The 19,073-nt window shown below is 41.8% G+C and carries 11 protein-coding genes; 7 read left to right on the top strand and 4 right to left on the bottom strand.

Annotation, left to right across the window (positions count from 1 at the left end; translation table 11 throughout):
* Window positions 1–71: 71 nt before the first annotated feature.
* Window positions 72–5,411, bottom strand: coding sequence for a trifunctional serine/threonine-protein kinase/ATP-binding protein/sensor histidine kinase (locus tag V7K55_RS21390; RefSeq protein WP_334834654.1), 5,340 nt, complete (start codon window positions 5,409–5,411; stop codon window positions 72–74).
* Between the two features lie 134 nt (window positions 5,412–5,545).
* Here V7K55_RS21390 and V7K55_RS21395 point away from each other — a divergent pair, with 134 nt between their 5' ends.
* The 5 genes from V7K55_RS21395 to V7K55_RS21415 all read left to right on the top strand — a co-directional run bounded on the left by V7K55_RS21395 (window position 5,546) and on the right by V7K55_RS21415 (window position 11,150).
* Entirely contained in the window at window positions 5,546–6,184 is a 639-nt protein-coding gene (locus tag V7K55_RS21395; RefSeq protein WP_334834655.1) for a lysophospholipid acyltransferase family protein, read from the top strand.
* Between the two features lie 279 nt (window positions 6,185–6,463).
* Window positions 6,464–7,501 carry an AI-2E family transporter gene (locus V7K55_RS21400; protein WP_334834656.1) on the top strand — a complete coding sequence of 346 codons (1,038 nt, stop codon included), beginning with the start codon at window positions 6,464–6,466 and terminating at the stop codon, window positions 7,499–7,501.
* A 70-nt stretch (window positions 7,502–7,571) separates the two neighbouring features.
* The gene (locus V7K55_RS21405) at window positions 7,572–7,868 is read left to right on the top strand and encodes a DUF2288 domain-containing protein (RefSeq protein WP_094330157.1); all 297 of its coding nucleotides are present in this window, start codon (window positions 7,572–7,574) and stop codon (window positions 7,866–7,868) included.
* A 257-nt stretch (window positions 7,869–8,125) separates the two neighbouring features.
* Window positions 8,126–10,606: an endonuclease MutS2 gene (locus V7K55_RS21410; protein ID WP_334834657.1), complete on the top strand. Its 2,481-nt coding sequence runs from the start codon at window positions 8,126–8,128 to the stop codon at window positions 10,604–10,606.
* Window positions 10,607–10,979: 373 nt separating this feature from the next.
* Complete coding sequence (locus tag V7K55_RS21415; protein WP_334834659.1) at window positions 10,980–11,150, top strand: type II toxin-antitoxin system HicB family antitoxin; 171 nt, start codon at window positions 10,980–10,982, stop codon at window positions 11,148–11,150.
* A 37-nt stretch (window positions 11,151–11,187) separates the two neighbouring features.
* Here the strand turns inward: V7K55_RS21415 and V7K55_RS21420 are convergent, their stop codons facing one another.
* Complete coding sequence (locus V7K55_RS21420; RefSeq protein WP_334834660.1) at window positions 11,188–11,898, bottom strand: hypothetical protein; 711 nt, start codon at window positions 11,896–11,898, stop codon at window positions 11,188–11,190.
* Between the two features lie 151 nt (window positions 11,899–12,049).
* On the bottom strand, window positions 12,050–12,772 hold the full coding sequence (locus tag V7K55_RS21425; RefSeq protein ID WP_334834661.1) for a Uma2 family endonuclease: 723 nt from the start codon (window positions 12,770–12,772) through the stop codon (window positions 12,050–12,052).
* A gap of 415 nt (window positions 12,773–13,187) precedes the next feature.
* Between V7K55_RS21425 and V7K55_RS21430 the strand changes: the two genes are divergently transcribed.
* Together V7K55_RS21430 and V7K55_RS21435 are read left to right on the top strand one after the other, a co-directional pair.
* Window positions 13,188–15,794, top strand: a complete 2,607-nt coding sequence (locus V7K55_RS21430; protein ID WP_334834663.1) for an ATP-binding protein — start codon at window positions 13,188–13,190, stop codon at window positions 15,792–15,794.
* A gap of 15 nt (window positions 15,795–15,809) precedes the next feature.
* The gene (locus V7K55_RS21435; RefSeq protein ID WP_334834664.1) at window positions 15,810–16,859 is read left to right on the top strand and encodes a DUF4351 domain-containing protein; all 1,050 of its coding nucleotides are present in this window, start codon (window positions 15,810–15,812) and stop codon (window positions 16,857–16,859) included.
* 188 nt (window positions 16,860–17,047) lie between these two features.
* Here the strand turns inward: V7K55_RS21435 and V7K55_RS21440 are convergent, their stop codons facing one another.
* Window positions 17,048–18,625, bottom strand: coding sequence for an NAD(P)H-quinone oxidoreductase subunit 4 (locus tag V7K55_RS21440; RefSeq protein ID WP_334834666.1), 1,578 nt, complete (start codon window positions 18,623–18,625; stop codon window positions 17,048–17,050).
* Window positions 18,626–19,073: the final 448 nt, after the last annotated feature.

A 19,073-nucleotide genomic window follows, 5' to 3' on the forward strand; every position in this document is an offset into this window, starting at 1 on the left:
TATCTCCTTTCTCTAAAAAAATAGTTATTTTGTACTACATTTTGATTTTCAAAATGGGGTTAATACTCTATTTATTTCAAAATGAGAATTGCTGTAAAAAAAGGATCGAAGACGTGCGATCGCATCTTGTCTGGAATACCGACTCCGTTATCGGCAATGATAATCTGTACCTGGTTTCTTTCTACCTTGAGCGTACTAATTGAAATCCGATTTGGGTTGGTAGTAATCTCTTGAAAACTGCGGTTCCGATTGTTCTCTTCCAAAGCATCGATCGCATTCACTATCAAATTCATAAATACCTGATTAATTTCTCTGGCGTAGCATTCTATCAACGGAAGATCACCATATTGCTTCACGATTTCAATCGCTGGACGTTCTGTCTGTGCTTTGAATCGATGCTGCAAAATCATTAAGGTATTATCAATACCTTCATGGAGATTCACAGCCTTGTATTCTGATTCATCCAAGCGCGAAAAATTACGTAACAATAAAACAATTTGCCGAATCCGCTCAGAACCAACTTTCATCGATTTCAGAATGTTATGTAAATCCTCCTTCAAGAAGTTAAATTCTACAGTTTCTAGTTCTAATTGCAGAGATTCAGGTGGATGAGGATAGTGAGATTGATAGCCGCTTAATACTTGCAATAGCTCTTGTGTGTATTGATGAATGTGATTCAGGTTTCCATGAATAAAATTAATCGGGTTGTTAATTTCGTGGGCAATTCCTGCTACTAGTTGTCCCAAAGCCGACATTTTTTCACTTTGCACCATCTGGATTTGGGTGCGATGTAATTCTTTTAAGGTCGTTTGCAGTTGGTCATTTTTTTGATTTAATGCTTGGGTACGTTCTCGCACCTTATCTTCTAGTTCGGTGTACAATCGAGCATTCTCTAAGGAGATTGCCGCTTGGGACATTAATAGATGCAAAATTTCTAGGCGATCGCGCGTAAATGCTCCCACCGTCAGGTTATTTTCTAGGTATAAAATGCCAATCAACTTGCCTTGGTTGAGAATTGGCGCACAGAGAACACTCTTAGGCGAGTGGTGCAGCATATAAGGATCAGCCGCTAGGGTTGGATCGACCACTGCATTCTCAATTACAGCCAAGGTGAGGGTATTTTTAACCCGATTGATTAGAGTAATAGGAACTGTTTGACCATCGTCAAAAGGCAGCGATCGCAAGATAATGCTAGGCTGTTCCAATTGAGAGAATGCCTCAATTACCCAGCGTAGGCGTAGCCCGTCGTAGACATCGCCTGAAGGCATTAGCAACGCACATTTATCAGCACCCGCACTTTCAAGTATGACCTGAAGTAGAGTCGAGAGTAATTTCTCCAACTCAATTTCACTCGACAGTGATTGAGAAGCTTTGAGAATAGTTGCCAGATCAAGGGCTTCTGAGAGGCTAGTGTTACCGACACTGGAACTCTGAATCGTGTGAGAAAAGATCGGAATCATCGTTTCTGTCAGTTTTAAAGATGATTGCTGTTTCTGCAAAATTGTGGTGAGGAGTTGGGGATAGCGGGTTTCTAGATCAACAACTTTGGCTTTTGCTCCCCACAGGGAGTAACAATAATAGGCTTCTTCCATGTAACCTGCGGCAATTTTTTCTTTGCCCCAATAGAGATAGAATTTGGCAGCAAGTTCGTTGGCTAAAGCTTCATCGTTGAGATATTGATTTTCTTTGGCGAGGGCGATGGCGCGATCGTAGAAAGCGATCGCCTCTAGATATTTCTTCAGTATCCGATATTGCTCTGCTTCTACCAGTAAAAACTTATGTTGGTGATTGCTTGGGGCGTGAAATGCCCACTTCTTCAGTTTTTTCTGATTCCCTTTAACCTGCTTGAGGAGTTGCTGACGTTCTGAAGATGAGACTTGGGGATAAACAGCCAACAGCGCCAGGGATTCATAAAAGTAATGCAGGACGGTGAAAATTGTTGATAAACCGCCGTCAAGATAAAGTTTTGCTACCTTCGCTGTTTCAACGGCTTGTGCATACTCCTCAAACAAGTAATGTAAGTATTGTTGATGAACATAGCTCATGAACAACCCTAAGTTATCTTTGCTGGCTTGTTGCCCAAGAATCATCTCGGCGGCTTGATAACTTTCCCCCGATAAGATGCTGGGATTCTTGATATTACCCAGAAGATTTAAGACAAGTTGATGAATAAGTTGCAGGTAAATTAAGCCCTTTTTCTGGTTCAACGGGGCGATCGCTACCATCAGCGATCGGATTATTGGTTCCATATCGCTTAAGTGTTTTCCTGTCCAATACTGGCTGTAAGAATACATAAACGCTGCCCAAGTCGCATATTCTAAATCTCCTGTTTCCAGCCCTGTTTGGTAAGCCTCTAACAGAGGTGGAAGGGTATTTTTCATAGGTTCGCGCCAATGCCTGATTCCGGTACAGTTTATGAAGAGAGTTTGTGCCTTTGAATCAGTAGCATTAAAACGCTCTAATACTTGCAGAGTTAATTGTCCAAACTGATAACCCGCTTCGATATCCATCACCACCGCACAAAGAATCAGTCCATACCAAGCGTAGGCAACGGCTGAGAGGGCGGTATTACCGTAGCGAACCGATAAATTAATTCGCTCAAATACAAATAACGGCATCAACTGGGGGGCAGAGAAAAAAGTCGCAGATGTCGCACTCGATAGAATTCGCATGGCTGCTAGTGCTTGGGGATTGCTCATCTTGGGCAAATCGATTAACTGCGCTGTTTTTTTAGTCCCCAATATCAGCTTAGTTTTGGCTAATCCCAGCAAGACATCAATTTTAGTCGGTTGTTTAGGAAGCTGAATTCCCAACTGCTTTAGCACATCTAGGGCAGTAGAAATAGCATTTGGCATCTGATTTTGAGCAATTTCAGCCAATATTTTAGTTTCGTAGGCAGTAACTTTATCGAGTAAGTTTCTCGCATTTTGCAAAATTGAGGCAATTAGTCGATCTGTTTGCTCAAATTGGCTGGATATATAAGTGACTCCAGCGCCTAAATCATACAGTGCCAAGGTCAAGGGATAGTTATCTTGCCAATGTCCATCTGGCAGCCGGTCAATGCCCTTGCTAACAAACATGAAGGCGGCATCAAAGGCGGCGGCGGCTTTGGCAGCTTTACCCGCTTGCAAGTTGAGGGTGGCAAATTCATAGCGGGCTTGAGACAGGGTAATTAACTCGGCGGCTAAGTTAAAATGACCCACAATATCAAAAATTCTTTCTTGACGCTGGGTTTCACTACTGTTGCGAACTAGCAATGTACCGATTTCTAGATGGGTAATTTGTTGCTCAGAGTGGGGAATCAGGGAATAGGCGGCTTGTTGGATGCGATCGTGGAGGAACTTATAATTGAGCGTTTCAGTTTGTGTGTTTTGGGTTGTATCCAATTCGCCCACATAGAACTTATAAATTTCACTTTGGGGGAGGATTAGTCCTTCCTGCACAGCTTTCCAGAGGGCGACGGCGGCATCCGATTCAGATTGTTGGGAGACGATCGCCAAAGTCTTCAAATCAAATTGTGCGCCAATACAAGCAGCTAATTTGAGAATATCTTGGGTATAATTCGGCAGTTTTTGTAACTGTGATGCCATAAATTCCACGACATCATCAGTGACTGCTAAAGCTCTGACTTTAGCAATATCGCACTGCCAATGCCCCAAGTTGAGATCGAACTGAATCAATCCATCTTGATCCAATGCTTTGAGGAACTGGGTGGCAAAAAAGGGATTACCTTTTGTTTTCAAGGAAATCAGTTCTGTCAAGGCTTGAGCGCTCAAAATATGGCAGTTGAGCGTGTCAGCCACTAGCTTGTTTAAGCTACCCTGACTGAGGGGATGCAAAGTAATGGTATTTATAGTGGCGTTGGCTTTAGCTAAAGCATCCAATGTCAACATTAAGGGATGCGCCGATGAAACTTCATTATCTCGGTAAGCCCCAATGGTTAATAAATAGCCACTTTCAGACTCATTCATCAAAAGCTGCATCAAATTGAGTGAAGCAGAATCAGCCCACTGTAAATCATCCAAAAACATCACCAATGGATGTTCTTTCGTTGTGAAGACTTGAATGAACTTTTGGAACAGTAAATTAAATCTATTTTGTGCTGCTGTTCCTGATAATTCTGTTGCTGGTGGTTGCTTACCAATGATGCGTTCTAATTCGGGAATGACTTCAATGATTACCTGCCCATTGTCCCCTAGAGCCTGAAGAATCTGAGTTTTCCAGATGTGTAATTCGGTATCGCTTTCACTAAGCAACTGCCCCATTAGATCGCGGAAGGCTTGCACAAAAGCACTTAAGGGAATATTGCGATTAAATTGGTCATATTTCCCTTTAATAAAATAACCGCGTTGCCGCACAATGGGTTTATGTACTTCGTTGACAACCGCAGTTTTCCCAATCCCCGAAAAACCAGCTACCAGCATCATTTCTGTTGCACCAAGACTGACTCTCTCAAATGCTTGGAGTAGGATTTCTACTTCGGCTACTCTTCCATAAAGTTTATCAGGGATAATAAAGCGATCGCACACATCCCTTTGTGCAATCTCAAAGCCCTCAATTTCACCAGAAACTTGTAACTGAGTTAAACAATTTTCTAAATCAAACTTCAATCCCAAGGCACTCTGATATCTATCTTCAGCATTTTTCGCCATCAATTTCATCACGATATCTGACAACACCTGCGGTATCTCGTCTCTGATAACTAAAGGAGGCATTTTAGCAATATGAGAATGTACCAACTCCATTGGATCGTTTGATTGAAATGGTAATTCTCCAGTTAGTAATTCGTAGAATGTCACACCCAAAGAATAGAAATCTGTGCGGTAGTCAATCCCCCGATTCATTCTCCCTGTTTGTTCTGGAGAAATATAAGCAAGTGTCCCTTCTAATACATTGGGATTGATTAAGGTTTGGGTTTCCCGTGGTAGTAAAGATGCAATACTGAAGTCAATTAATTTAACTTGTTTGGTTTCGGGATTAATTAAAATATTGCTGGGTTTGATGTCTTTATAAATAATTCGCTCGCGATACAATATATCTAAGGCGTTGCAAAGTGCGATCGCTATCTCTAAAAACTCTTGTAGAGACGCAATATATTGCATCTGGTCAGCAGCAAAATAATCTTTGAGGGAAATCCCGCCAAAATCTTCCATCACCAGCGCATAGCCATTTTGATATGGTTCCAGGCTATAGGTTTGGATGATTAGAGGTGAGTTGAGATTTTTAGCAATGGTATATTGATTGCGAAACTGTACCAATTCGCTGAAATTCGGATAAGGATTCTTCAACAGTTTAATAACTACAGGTTTTTGGTCAGCTTCTCGATACCCTCGATAAACGAAAGTTCGAGAACCATTGTATAATTCTTCACTAACGTGATATCCGGGAATAGGAACCAAAGTACTAACCATGCTGCTAAATCCTAACGATTTCCAGGTTTAGTATTCCCAGGTGGGTAAGAGCAATTTATATCTACAACTTCTTTGCGTTTACTCAGGGTCTGGCATCGCGTATGCTAAATTCAGTTTGATTTACATTATCTTCTGTGGACAAAAACCGCGAACCGTTCATTAGTCTGGCACTGTACCATGCTTTCAAGTGGTCAGTCGTCAGCCCCATGCTTCACGCTTACTTTCGGGGCCATATTTATGGTGCGGAAAATGTCCCCCAATCAGGGCCTTTGTTGATAGTGAGTAATCACGCTAGTTACTTTGACCCGCCAATTGTCTCCAACTGTGTACGTCGTCCAGTGGCGTACATGGCCAAAGAAGAGTTATTTAATATCCCCGTTTTGGCGCAAGCGATTAAATTGTATGGTGCTTACCCAGTCAGTCGAGGGAATAGCGATCGCAATGCCATCCGTTCCGCTTTAGAATATCTCAATACAGGTTGGGCTGTCGGTGTTTTTTTAGAAGGTACTCGCACCCCAGATGGTCGAATTACAGACCCAAAAAGAGGCGCACTGCTGCTAGCCGCGAAAGCAAAAGCCCCAATATTACCAGTAAGTGTCTGGGGTACTGAGAAAATTTTACAACAAGGATCGTCCCTACCTCATGCAGTTCCCATAACTGTGAGAATTGGTAACTTGATTGATGCTCCCAGTTCCACCAATAAAGAAGAATTGGAAGGATTGACACAAAAGTGTGCCACGGTAATTAACGAAATGCATGATTTAGGAAGATGAGTTAGACACGCTCAGATCCAGCAGCTTACAAGTAAGTAAGGTATAAAATACAGCATTAAGAACCACGTATAAATAGTTTCTAGCTGCTACTTCCTGCTTCCAAACCAGTAACTTTGTACTTCATACAAAAGAAAACGCTGTATATGCTTTAGGGAGGTAGCGATCGCCTTTTAGTATCTGTATGTTTAAGGTCAACCCGCTCTAGCAATAAAGTCAGACTTTCTGCTTAAATGCAAATGCTAGGCAAATATACCGTCATATTTCACCTTAAAGAGCATTATGAGCGGCTTTGAAGTCAAGAATTTTTGGGAGCGATTAAACAATCTGGCATTAGTCCGCTTTTTGCTTTTAGTTGCTTCTGGCTGGGCAATTGTACAGCTTTTAGCTTACTTTGAAGCGGTCATTGTGATTTTTACATTTGCGGCAATTTTAGCTTTTTTACTCAGCTATCCTGTACAAGGGCTGCGGCGTTTTTTGCCCCACAATGTAGCAGTTGGTGTCGTATTCCTGCTCAGTATTGTGATTATAGGCGGTTTGATAATTACTGTGAGTTTAACAGTTTTATCTCAAGGACAACAATTAATTGATACTATCACTGCCTTTTTAAATTCTTTATTACCTTTATTAAAAGGACTAGAGGCATTTCTAAGTGGGCATAATTTACAGATAGATTTAAGTTTTATTGAAGAACAATTGCGGAATCAAGCCGTATCAACTCTTGTGACTAGCTTGGCTATTTTGCAAGGGTTTATGACTAATTTTGTCACCTTTGTATTGATTGCAGTTGTGGCTTTCTTCATGCTATTAGATGGAGATAAATTGTGGAATTTTATTTTAAGAGCAGTACCAAAACAACGTCGCAATAGATTTACAAATATAATCAGATGGTCTTTTTTAGGATTTTTTAGAGGTCAGCTATTATTAAGTGTATTTCTTACTGTTTCAACCTTATTGGTTTTCTTCATATTAAAAGTACCTTTTGCTTTGATATTATCAATAATAGTTGGAGTTCTTGATATTATTCCTGGGATAGGAGCGACATTAGGAGTAAGCGCAGTAACTCTATTTGTCTTATCTCAAAGTGTTTGGTTAGCAGTGAAAGTATTAATAGCCTGTATTGTTCTCCAGCAGATACAAGACAATTTGATTGCGCCCCGAATTATGCAAGGTGCGCTGAATCTTAATCCTGTGGTAATATTTTTTGCTTTGCTAGTAGGCGCTAGAGTAGCAGGATTATTAGGTGTTTTTATATCTATTCCAATCGCTGGAGTAATTGTGTCTTTATTTGAAATTGATGAAATGAAATCTGAAGTTTAGTCATTTGTCAGGAGATGAGAACTAGTGAATAATGTAAAAATAGCCATCTAAAAATAAAGATTGGGAAGTAATGTCGGATTTAAGAGCGGAATTAACAGAAATTTTGGATGAGGCAGAGTGGGAGTGGCTAATTCCTCATGTACAACGAGATGCAGTAATTTTAGTGACACCGGAGTTAAACTTAGTGGATGTTGGAGTAGCGATCGCCAGTGATGATATTCCATCAGTGGAACAGTGGATTGATGAGCAATTAATTACCAAACCCACGACAGTACAAGTGGGAGAATGGAATCTTGAGCGCAGTAAACGATTTAATACTCTCATCGTTCAGCCTTACGTTTTGGTGAAGGAAATAGTCGCTACTTAAATAATTCGTAATTCGTAATTCGTAATTCGTAATTGTATTAATTCGATGCAACGACCGCGCTCAGTACGAATTTTTAATTGCTGTATTGTTTTCGATTAGACTTGATGTTGGCGTAGTTTCTAAGGAAAGATAGCTTCATGTGCCACTTATTACCAAGCACTAACTGGTGATTTAACTAAAGCAAAATTTTCTCCTTTAAGATTTAGCCATCTAGGAGCTAAAATTGTTACGATAATTTCAGATTAGATGTTGAAACCTTGATCCAATCTGAAACCTTAGAACTATTAGAATGGCATCGTCTCTGCCAGCACCTTGCCACCTTCGCGGCAACTAAGCTGGGGGCGACAGCTGTGCGTCATCTGAAAATACCCGATTCTCAGACTCAAAGCGAACAGTTGTTAGAGCAAACCAAAGAAGTCTACCAGCTGGAAACTCGCCTCACTACGGGACTGTCATTTGAGGGAATTCAAGATATTGGCGCTTCCTTAGAACGGGCGGAACGTAGCGGAGTTTTGTCTGGCGATGAACTGCTAGCGATCGCTACCACCCTCGCTGGTGCTAGAAGTTTGCGCCGTGTGATTGACAATCAAGAAGATTTGCCGATACTGACTGAGTTGGTTGCCGATTTGCGGACTTATCCAGAACTAGAACAAGAAATTCACCGATGTATTGATGAACGGGCCCAGGTAACTGACCGCGCGAGTCAAAAACTGGGAGAAATTCGCACAGATTTGCGGCGATTACGCACCCAAATTACCCAAAAGCTGCAAAATATCTTACAGGCAAAATCTGGGGCAGTTCAAGAACAGCTAATTACCCAACGGAGCGATCGCTTTGTCATCCCCGTAAAAGCACCGCAAAAAGATGCCATCCCTGGTATTGTCCACGATACCTCTACCAGTGGCGCAACGCTATATGTAGAACCTAATTCGGTAGTACCTCTAGGCAACCAACTGCGGCAAATCATCCGCAGAGAGCAAGCCGAAGAAGAAGCGGTTCGCCGTATTTTGACGGAACAAATCGCCGCAGTCAAACCAGATTTAGAGAGATTATTAGCGATCGCCACAACTTTAGATTTGGCAACCGCTAGATCGCGCTATAGTTACTGGTTAGGAGCAAATCCCCCACGATTTATCCAGCGTGAAGACAGTGAAACCATTACCTTGCGGAACTTACGGCATCCTCTGTTAGTGTGGCAACAACAGCACGAACAAGGACAACCAGTAGTTCCTGTAGATTTGCTGATCAACCCGCTAATTCGGGTAGTGACGATTACCGGGCCAAATACTGGCGGTAAAACTGTAACCTTAAAAACTCTAGGGTTAGCAGCATTGATGGCCAAAGTAGGTTTATTTGTCCCCGCCCGCGAACCAGTAGAAATACCTTGGTTTGATAAAGTGCTGGCAGATATTGGCGATGAACAATCCTTACAGCAAAGTTTATCCACATTCTCTGGACACATCCGCCGAATTAGTCGGATTTTAGAAGCATTGGGGACTGGGGACTTGGGACTGGGGACTGGGGACTTGGGACTGGGGACTGGGGACTTGGAACTGGGGACTGGGGAAAAGGAAATTCTTAATGCCCAATCCCTAATCCCCAATCCCCAATCACTCGTTTTACTCGATGAAGTCGGCGCAGGAACCGATCCAGTTGAAGGTAGTGCGTTAGCGATCGCTTTGTTGCAATATCTCGCTAACCATGCCCAGCTAACCATCGCCACCACTCACTTCGGCGAACTAAAAGCCCTGAAATACGAAGATGAGCGGTTTGAAAATGCCTCTGTTGAATTTGACGAAAGTACTCTCTCGCCTACTTACCGTCTGCTGTGGGGCATTCCCGGACGTTCTAATGCCTTAACTATTGCCCTACGCTTGGGATTAAAACCAGAAGTGGTACAACAGGCAAAAACCCAGGTGGGAGAGGCCACAGATGAAGTTAACCAGGTAATTGCTGGCTTAGAAGCCCAACGCCGCCGCCAGGAAACCAAAGCAGCCGAAGCCCAAGTTTTGTTGCAGCAAACGGAACGTTTATACAAAGAAGTATCCGCAAAAGCCGCAAATTTGGAGGAAAGGGAAAGCAGTTTACGGGCTTCACAGGAAATAGCAGTCCAACAAGCGATCGCTCAAGCAAAAGGTGAAATTGCCCAAGTAATCCGCCGCTTGCAAAAAGGTACGCCTACAGCCCAAGAGGCCCAGCAAGCAACTAATGCTTTAAATCAGATTGGTCAGCTTTATCAGCCAGCAACGCCAGCAAAACCAAAAATTGGGTTTATGCCCAAAATAGGCGATCGCATCCGCGTTCCTAAACTCGGACAGATAGCGGATGTAATCGCCGCCCCTAATGAAGATGGCGAGTTAAGCGTTCGCTTTGGGCTAATGAAGATGACGGTGAAGTTGCAAGACGTAGAATCTCTAGATGGTCAAAAACCCGAACCAGTCGTTAAAGCCAAACCAGCCCCAGCACCAGTAACCCCACCACCGCAACCTGTCCCAGAGATTCGGACTTCCAAAAATACCATCGATTTGCGTGGTAAACGGGTGGCTGATGCCGAATACATTTTAGATAAAGCCATCTCGGAAGCTACAGGCCCAGTCTGGATTATTCATGGTTACGGTACTGGTAAGCTGCGCCAAGGAGTTCACACTTTTTTGCAACAACATCCCAGAGTGAACAACTACGAACCGGCAGAACAAGCAGATGGTGGTACTGGTGTTACCATCGCTCATATAAAATAAAGTGTAATCAGTATGAAGGCTGCTAGTTTGTGCCATTTGCGTTAGAACATCGACGTAACACTTCCATTGGCATCCAGGTACTGTGGGCTAGTTAAAATTGCACGATCTCTGTGTTCGCGTAGCGTCTCGTAGAGAGGGTTGGTAGCTTGCTAGAGAGACTTAACGGAAAAAGTCAGAAGCGGCTACCGCCTCATTAAGCACGTAACTGCGATCGCTATATGTGCAGCTTTGCGATCGCTTTACCTGTGATAAGCGATCCAACTAGTCGCCGCAAATAGCGATAATTCTGCGATCGCTGTTATTCTCAACTAAAACCTCATTACAGGGAAAAGGCGATAAAATATTATTCACAATCTTGTGGAGATGATTGGTAATGAAAATTAAAGCAGTTATCTGGCAAGAAGACGGTGTGTGGTGTGCTTCTGTACCAGCCCTAGCCGGATGTCACACTTGGGGAGACAGTTACGAACATCTATTAGAGATGCTGCAAGATGCAATTCAAGGTTGGTTGGAAGTTGGACTTACCGAAGAAGATTTGGACTAAAAGCGATCGCAATTATCCAACGCTCACACAACAGCAGTTAAGTTGGGCAGTTTTGGGTTAGTTGTAGCTTCAGATAATCAATGAAATCCATAATTTCTATATCAGTAAGTTGTAGGCGCGATCGCTTGCCATATTTTTGCTGTAAATACTCCCTTCCCTGCTCTGGAGTCCAATTTAATTGGGCTAAATATGTGTCACTTTGAGCTATCAAAACTGCATTAATTTCTGATGCCGTTGTATTAGCAGATATTGGTATTGTCTCTTGATTTAAATTGGGGATTCTATTAATTTTTAAACTAACTTTTTGCCCTAAACCTTGCCAATCAATTTCCTTATGTCCATCCCATATAACATCTACAGACCGATAAGTTATTGGATCGTAAATTGTACAAAAAACCACATTACTCTCTCCTGGGCTAACAGCGATTGTTAGTGGATTAGGTAGTTGTTCAAAATTAAGAACATCTAAAGATAACAACAAACTTTGAGAGAAGTAAGATTCACTTCCTGAACGGATAATATAAGGTTTGTCTGCTAAGATATATAAATCGTTTTTTTGAGTTGGGCCGAATTTAGTTTCAACCTTTTTATTAACTTCTATCCCTGTTATCACCCCAGTCAATGCTCTCTCATAAATTGGGATACGTTTTTCATCTTCAGAGAGCATATACCAGCAGTGATCGGGTTCTTTGCTGACAAAAACATATTGAGGTTTTGGGACTGATCCAAATCCTAATTTAACTTCCATCTTTTTGATGCAGGTTTTGGTAAATATATTTATTGAGCAACCAGCCTTTACGATTTGTACCGTCAAGCAATGAGTTACTTTATAGATATAATTCCCTAGCCAGGAAGCTAATTAACATTAAGGCAACGAAAATTCCGATATTTTGGTGAATCTACGACAAAGTTTCTGGATCGATACCAAGCGCCTTCAACTTTTCCGCTAACATTTTCACTTTTTGTTCTACTTCCACCCGTCGCTGTTCTTCAAAAGCTGTGCGTTCTTCGGCTTCCCTGATACGTTCTTCTGGTGTTAGCAATCTTTGCCCTGACTCGTCATACCAGTACAGCCATTCCCGCACTATACCTTGATAAATTCCCCGTTCTCGCCCAATTCCTAAACCAATTTCTGGTAGCCAAACAGGATTTCCTGATATTAAGATATATTCCCCATCAACTAAGTGGTACACCTCCAAAGGTGTCTTTTTACGCCGAAGTGGACTATATACAACGTAGTACAAAATTCCTAATTCTTTGGCATAGAATTCTTTCTTGAAGCTATATTCTTCCCGATAAATTTGAGAAACAACTTCTAGTGCTAAAATTGGCGGCTTCTTTTCTTCCCATAGCACATAACTTAGGCGTAAATCCTCATCAATGACACGTTTAACTCCTAAGCTGAGAAACCCATCAGGGACAATGGCTGGTTTGTCTGGGTGATAATAAATACCCATGTCAACACCAAAAAACCAATCCCAGCGATCGCACCAAACTAAAGCCAGTGTGGTTTTCAACAAGCCGGGAATTAAATTTTGGACTTCATTATCCACAGGGGTATCATTTGAGTCGGGTAGCTCTTCGGAAGATGGCAAACAATGCAGTGGATTGTAGTTTAACATGAGCGGTTTTGCCAAATCTTATTTTAGATAGATTGTAAGTAATCTATGGATGTGCGATCGCAGCGCCAGAATAAAGAACTATTTTTAGCGTAGGCGTAGCCTATCTTAGACATCACTTCTCTTCATTTTGAGTATTCAAAAGCAATTACAAGTGTAATTTTCTAATTAGGTAATTTTTCGGTACTGACAACGAGAGTGTCTAACCCACAATAGCAAAAAAGGGTGGAATATTGTTCAACTAGAACATTCCAGAAGTCGCAGAGTATTCAATTTCATGGTGAATTTGGTAGCTGGGCTGATTACCTATACCTACCAAGAGAAAAAGTCTTCTCTCAACCTTGACTCAGAAAATATGGCGCACCTGGAACTTAGCTGATTTTTAGCCCGATTTTTGAATCGTACTTAAGTATCAGATATGTCACCACAGATCCCTTCACGAATTTTAATCAAAAACTTCTTAATCGTTTTTTTGCCATTATCAGCCTTAGTTGGGAGCGTTGTCGGAGCCATCTACTACCAACAGGTACAAACTGAGAAAGTTGTATTGCAAACGAATGAACTCGGTAAAGTAGATTTACAAACAAAAGTAATTAGCGGAGACTTTCACTCGGTTGTCTCAGATTTGATGGTTATCTCTAAAAAAAATGACCTACAGAGAATTTTACAAGGAGTGGATGGAGAACAACAGGCACTTTCCAGAGAATTATTATTATTTTCTCGATATAAAAAACTTTACGACCAAATTCGCTTTTTGGATCGATCGGGTAAAGAAATTGTCAGAGTCAACTTCAACCAGGGTGAACCAGGCATTGTCCCCGAAGAAAAACTGCAAGTGCAAGCAAAGCGTTACTGGTTTAATGACACTTTCCGGCTAAACCAGGGACAAGTATTTGTCTCTCCCCTTGACCTCAACATCGAACGAGGTCAGGTTGAACAACCCTTGAAACCAATGATTCGCTTTGGGACTCCTGTTTTTGATAGCGGTGGACAGAAACGAGGCATTGTAGTGTTAAATTATTTTGGCACTAAACTGCTGGACAATTTTAATCAAGCTTTTGCTAACGTCCCTAGCCAGGGAATGCTGCTGAATGCTGATGGTTACTGGTTAAAAGGGGCGAAATCTGAGGACGAATGGGGATTTATGTTTCCCGATCGCAAAAACCGCACTTTTGGCAAAGCTTTTCCTCAAGCATGGCAGCAGATTTCTCAAAAAGAATCGGGACAATTCCTAACTGCTGAAGGAATGTTCACATTTGCTACAGTCTACCCGTTTCTGGAAGGGCAAAAATCTAGTACGGGAGCAGGACAGGCTTTTGCACCGAGCCAAAATCAAATTGATACTAAATCCTATTATTGGAAAATTGTCTCATGGGTGTCTCCAGAGATGTTGACGACTAAATCAAATCGATTTTTGAGTCAACTGCTACTTCTGTATGCTGGGTTAGTAGGATTAATTGGCATTGGTTCTTGGCTACTAGCGAGAGCTAGTGTCAATCGTCAGATGGCCGAACTAGAGTTAAGGCAGTCTGAGGCGCAGTTGCGAAAGCTAGTTGAGCGGGAAAAAATTCTTAAAACTCGTCTATCTAGTCAAATTCGTAACTCACTGGATCTAGATACGATTTTGAGTAGAGTAGTCGGTGAAGTTCGAGAACTGCTCCAGATCGATCGATGCCAGTTCCTTTGGTGTCATAAAGAAGATGAAGATGAATCTACGAGTTTTGAATTGAGTCAGCAAGCCTGCGCTCCCGATTTGCCAGAACCTTTAGGCTGTTCTCCTATCCAGAATGTGGAAGCACTGAGTGAGGCTGTTCTCCAAGGGAATTTACTTTGCTTTGACGACATTGCGACAGATCCCTGGCTTGATTTCAAAAATCGAAATTTACTGGTGACATTGGGTTTTAAGTCTCTACTGATAGTTTCGGTTCAAACTCAGTCGGGTCGTTTGGGTGTAATTGTCTGCGAACATAGTAGAGCGCTGCGTTCTTGGAGCGATGATGAGGTTGAACTGATTCGAGGTGTGGCTGACCAGTTAGCGATCGCCATTGACCAAGCCCAATTGTATAATCAAAGCCGCGCTGCTACTGCTGCTGCAACTACTCACGCAGAACAACTCAACCAAGTTCTGCACAACCTCAAACAGACTCAAGCTCAACTAATTCAAACTGAAAAAATGTCGAGTTTAGGTCAATTGGTGGCTGGGGTGGCTCACGAAATCAATAATCCAGTTAACTTTATCTACGGTAATCTGACCCATGTAAATGAATATACGCTGGGCTTGTTGGAACTGGTAGAACTCTATCAAAAGTCCAATGCTAATTCAAAACCTGAAGTACAAGCTCATATAGAAGCCATCGACCTTGACTTTATGGCTGAGGATCTGCCTAAAATTTTAGTTTCAATGAAAATGGGAGCTAATCGCATTCGGGAAATAGTTCTATCCTTGCGGAATTTTTCTCGCCTTGACGAAGCGGATATGAAACCTGTCAACATTCACGAAGGTATTGATAGCACACTACTAATTTTACAAAATCGCTTCAAACAAACGTCTGTAAATCCCGGAATTGAAATAGTCAAGCAATATGCTGATATTCCCTTAGTAGAGTGCTATGCTGGACAACTCAATCAGGTGTTTATGAATCTCATTAGTAACGCCATTGATGCCTTGGATAGTTATAACAGTCAGCGAACTCTTGAAGATATAAAAGCTAACCCCAGCCAGATTGTAATTCGTACTGAGTTACGCAACCCAGATCGCATAAATATACAAATTGTAGATAATGGCCCTGGCATGAGCGAAATAGTTAAGCAACAATTATTTGACCCTTTCTTTACCACAAAACCCGCAGGTAAAGGCACAGGATTAGGGCTAGCAATTAGCGCTCAGATAGTCGCAGAACAACACAACGGAGCTATTTGGTGTATTTCGGAACCAGGACAGGGAGCAGAGTTTTGGGTAGAGATTCCGATTAATCAAAGTTCTAAACTAGCTACTGCAAGTACCGCAACTCTATCCAGAATTTGATGCTATTCTGGACAAATGAAAAATGACATAACTAATATTAGCGACCACGCTGATTTTGATAGCCCTTGGAAAGAAATCATAGAAGCTTATTTTCCTCAAGCAATGGATTTCTTTTTTCCAGAAACTTCTGCATTAATTGATTGGGAACGTCCATACCAATTTCTAGATAAAGAATTTCAACAAAGAGCTATTGAAGCCGAACAGGGTAAAAGATATGCCGATCAATTAGTCAAAGTTTGGCAAATCCAAGGAGAAGAACTTTGGTTATTAATCCATGTTGAAATTCAGGCACAAAAAGAAGATAACTTTCCCAAGCGGATGTTTACCTACAACTTTCGCATATTTGACCGCTTTGATAAACCAGCAATTAGCCTTGCAATTCTCTGCGATTCAAATCGCGAATGGCGGCCAAATAATTACAGTTACAATTATCCCAATACTCGCTTAACTTTTGAATTTGGCAGTATTAAACTTTTGGATTACGAAAATCGCTTTCACGAGTTAGAAAATAGCGATAATCCCTTTGCAACTGTCGTAATGGCGCATTTGAAAACGCAGCAGACGCGCTCATCACCCGAACAACGCAAAATATGGAAATTTAGCTTAATTCGCAAGCTATATGATTTGGGCTTAGAAGAGCAGGATATTCGCAACCTGTATCGATTTATCGATTGGGTTATGATATTACCAAACGCATTAGAAAATCAGTTTTGGGAAGAATTTAAACAATTTGAGCAGGAGCGGACTATGAGATATGTAACTACAGGTGAGCGCATCGGCTACGAGCGCGGTAAAGCAGAGGGTAAAACAGAGGGTAAAACAGAGGGTAAAACAGAGGGTAAAACAGAGGGTAAAACAGAGGGTAAAACAGAGGGTAAACAAGAAGGTGAACAACAACTTATTTTAAGGTTATTACAAAGACGAGTCGGAGAATTATCACCACAATTGCAAAAGCGCATCCGATCTCTTTCTTTAAATCAATTAGAAACCCTTGGCGAAGCTTTGTTGGATTTTACTGCTATGGAAGATTTGCTTAACTGGTTGCAAACAAATCAATCAGCTTAAAATTTGTTTTTCGAGTAATTGTAAAAATACATTTGCTCACTTACATGATACAGGATTTTTTTGACTCAGTTCCATGAGTTTTTTACTTTACCGAATAAAAAGTTACGAGTGAGTAATAAAAAGGGCAGGTACAAAACCCGCCCTCAAAGTAATCAATATTTAAACTAAACTAAATTAGCGATCGCAACTTAATTACCAATCTCCGGCGCACTCAAAGAAACCTTGAGTGTTTCGTCTTTTTGCAATGCTAATGTTGGCACGGAATCACGCAATCTTGCCGTCAATTGTACAGTCGTCGCGTCATACATTTGAGTCAGCAGTTTTGGATAGAAACCAATGCCAATAATGGGAATTAACAAACAGGCAATGATAAATACTTCACGAGGTTCGGCATCTATCAAAGCTTGGTGAGAAACTAATTCCTTGTTTTCTTCTCCGTAGAAAATTTCTCGCAACATCGACAGCAGATAAATCGGAGTTAAAATTACTCCCACTGCCATCAAGAATACAACAATGACTTTGAAGGTAGAGCTATAAGCATCACTAGTAGCAAAGCCCACAAATACCATTAATTCTGCCACAAAACCGCTCATCCCTGGCAATGCCAAAGAAGCCATTGAACAGGTGGTGAACATGGCGAAAATCTTCGGCATTCTCTTAGCAACACCGCCCATTTCATCCAACATCAGGGTGTGGGTGCGATCGTAAGTTGCGCCAACTAGGAAGAACAAACTCGCCCCGATTAACCCGTGGGAAACCATTTGCAATACTGCCCCACTCAATCCCAAATCGGTGAAGGAGGCAAAACCAATCATCACAAAGCCCATGTGAGAAATTGAGGAGTAGGCAATTTTTCGCTTCAGGTTACGCTGGGCAAAGGATGTCAAGGCAGCGTAGATGATATTAACTACCCCCAAAACCACCAACACTGGTGCAAAATAAGCATGGGCATCGGGGAGCATTTGGGCATTCATCCGAATTAAGGCGTAACCGCCCATTTTCAAGAGGATACCTGCTAATAACATGTGTACAGGGGCTGTAGCTTCACCGTGGGCATCAGGTAGCCAGGTGTGCAAGGGAATAATCGGCAATTTGACGGCGTAAGCAATCAGGAAGCCAGCATAGAGGGCAAGTTGCAAATTGAGGGCGATATCTTTTAAGGCGAGCGATCGCATATCAAACGTCACCGTATCGCCGTAAAATCCCATTGTGAGGGCAGATAGCAAAATAAACAGCGAACCGCCAGCAGTGTATAAAATGAATTTGGTCGCTGCATATTGCCGCCTTTTACCTCCCCAAATCGACAGTAGGAAGTATATCGGTACTAGTTCCAGTTCCCACACCAGGAAAAATAACAGCATATCCTGGACAGCGAACACGGCAATCTGACCGCCATACATTGCCAAAATCAAGAAGAAAAATAGCTTGGGCTTGAAGGTGACAGGCCAAGCTGCTAAAATCGCCAGCGTGGTAATGAATCCAGTCAAAATAATTAGGGGCATGGATAAGCCATCTGCCCCTACTGACCAATTCAAACCCAATTGTGGTACCCAGGGGTAACTTTCCACCAACTGCAAATCTGGATTGGAGAAATCATACCCAGTATAAAAAGCATAAACAATTAGTGCAAAATCTATCAGCCCCACGATGAGGGAATACCAGCGCACTGTTTTGCCTTCTTTGTCAGGGATGATGGGAAGAAGTAGCGACGCGGCTATCGGAAACAGAATAATCGTCGTCAGCCACGGAAAATTAGCTATATTCATCACAATTAGTCTGCTATCAAAATCATGTTTGGCAAAAAGTCACTAGTTATTAAGTAACAGCTTTTTGGGGATTTCGTCTTCCTCGTTAGGTTGATTTAATTAAATTAGCAATCCCCAATTTCTTCTGTTGGGAGTCTTTTTTGACATTTGGGGGTGCGGAATGTGCGTTGTGATACTCCCGGTTAAGTCAAAAATTTACCTTAAAAAAGTTGGTAAAATTATAGTTTAGGGGTGCGATGTCTACGACAAGCCGCTCCGCGTCTACGCCTAGTCCAACCCTAAAAATACAAAATGCTGTTTGATAGTTGTTGAAAAAAGCGATTTGGTACAAAAAATCATCACAGGAGAACTAAACATACAGCACTTTGCGTGACTAACTAGTACAGTAGCAGCAGTGAGAAAAATAGTTTTGGAGTTGCTTGCTTGAGCATAAGAGGACTCCTAGTGA

It is taken from the genome of Nostoc sp. (genome assembly GCF_036919895.1).
Lineage (GTDB): Bacteria > Cyanobacteriota > Cyanobacteriia > Cyanobacteriales > Nostocaceae > Nostoc.